The following is a 1925-nucleotide window of genomic DNA, read 5'->3' as shown; positions in this document are numbered from 1 at the left end:
CAGATCAGCACGCCGCCGATCAGCACACCGGCGATCAGCATCGATCCGATCGGGTTGGGCGAGTTCAGCCTCGGCCAGATCACCACCCCACCGATCACCACCCCGCCGATCACGATCGACCCGATCGGGTTAGCCGGATTAAGTCTGCCGAACATCAGCACGCCGGCGATCACAACGCCGCCGATCACGATCGACCCGATCGGGCTGACCGGATTCAGCTTGCCCCAGATCAGCTTCCCGGAAATCACAACGACGGCATTGACGATCCCCTCGATCGGGCTGGGCGCCTTCACGCTGCCGCAGATCGGGATTCCGGAGATCACCACCCCGGCGTTGACGATCCCTTCGATCGGGTTGGGCGCCTTCACGCTGCCCCAGATCAGCATCCCGGAGATCACCACCCCGACGTTCACGATCCCCCCGATCGGGCTGGGCACCTTCAACACCCCGGCGGTGGTGGTGCCCAGCATCTTCCTGCCCAGCACCACCATCGCGGGCTTCGCGCTGCCGGGCGGCCCCGGGTACTTCAACACCAGCGAAGCGCCGTCCTCGGGGTTCTTCAACTCCGGCACCGGCGGCAACTCCGGCTTCGGCAACTTCGGCGCGGGGCTGTCGGGATCGTTCAACACGAACATGGCGGACATGTTCGGCGGGTCAGGGACGCAGAACTTCGGCGGACAGTTCTCTGGCTTCGCCAACCTCGGCAACGCAGTCTCGGGCCTGGCCAACATCGCACTATCGCCCGCCGCACTAACCAGCGGCCTGAGCCTAAACGCAATCAACCTCGGTATCGGCAACGTCGGCACCGGCAACCTCGGCCTGGGCAACTGGGGCGCCAACAACATCGGCGGAGCCAACCTCGGCGACTTCAACCTCGGCCTGGGCAACGCCGGCGGCCACAACCTGGGATTGGCCAACACCGGCGACGGCAACATCGGCTTCGGACTCACCGGCAACAACCGAATCGGCATCGGCGACACCTACGTCATTCTGGGCTCGGGTGAATTCGGCTTGGGCGGACTGAATTCGGGCAGCGGCAACATCGGCCTGTTCAACTCCGGCACCAACAACGTCGGCTTCTTCAACTCCGGATCGGGAAACTTCGGCCTCGGCAACTCCGGACAAGGCAACACCGGCCTCTTCAACGCCGGCTCACTGAACACCGGCGCCTTCGACGTCGGCACCGCCAACACCGGAATCCTCAACACCGGCAACTTCAACATGGGCAGCTTCAACCCAGGCTCGTCCAACACCGGCAGCTTCAACCCCGGCAACACCAACACCGGATACTTCAACACCGGCAACATCAACACCGGACTGTTCAACGTCGGCGACATGAACAACGGCATGTTCAACACCGGCGATCTAAACAACGGTGTCTTCCACAGCGGGATCGGTCAGGGCAGCCTGCACTTTGCGATCACCACACCGGACCTCACATTGCCACCGTTGCACATCCCGCCGCTCACGGTGCCCGGGTTCAACTTGCCGGCGATGACGTTGCCGTCGTTGACGATTCCCACCACAACAACCCCGGCAGGGATCGCGATCAACGGGTTCGCTCTGCCGTCGCTGACGTTGCCGTCGCTGACCATCCCCGCGGCCACCACACCCGCGGGCATCACGGTGAGCGGATTCGGTCTGCCGCCACTCACGCTGCCATCCCTGACGATCCCAGCGGGGGCCACCCCCGCCGGCTTTGGTCTGGGTGCCTTCGATTTGCCCCGACTGAGTGTGCCGTCGATCGAGATTCCGCCGCTGACGATCCCGGCCGGCATCAAATTGGGTGCGTTCGATCTGCCCCGGCTGAGCATTCCGCCGATCACTATTCCGTCGCTGACGATCCCGGCGGGCATCGACTTGGGAGCGTTCGACCTGCCCCGGCTGAGCATTCCGCCGATCGAAATCCCATCGCTGACGATCCC

Annotated in this window: 2 pseudogenes; one reads left to right on the top strand and one right to left on the bottom strand. The window is 64.1% G+C overall.

Features of this window, described 5'->3' with window-relative positions:
* A pseudogene (locus BST27_RS33345) lies at positions 1 to 368 on the bottom strand (hypothetical protein); the annotation flags it as partial.
* Between BST27_RS33345 and BST27_RS30210 the strand changes: the two are divergent.
* Positions 334 to 1925, top strand: a pseudogene (locus BST27_RS30210) (hypothetical protein); the annotation flags it as partial. The pseudogenes BST27_RS33345 and BST27_RS30210 overlap by 35 nt on opposite strands.

It is taken from the genome of Mycobacterium intermedium, from assembly GCF_002086275.1.
Lineage (GTDB): Bacteria > Actinomycetota > Actinomycetes > Mycobacteriales > Mycobacteriaceae > Mycobacterium > Mycobacterium intermedium.
This window is presented reverse-complemented; position numbering and strand designations above follow the sequence as displayed.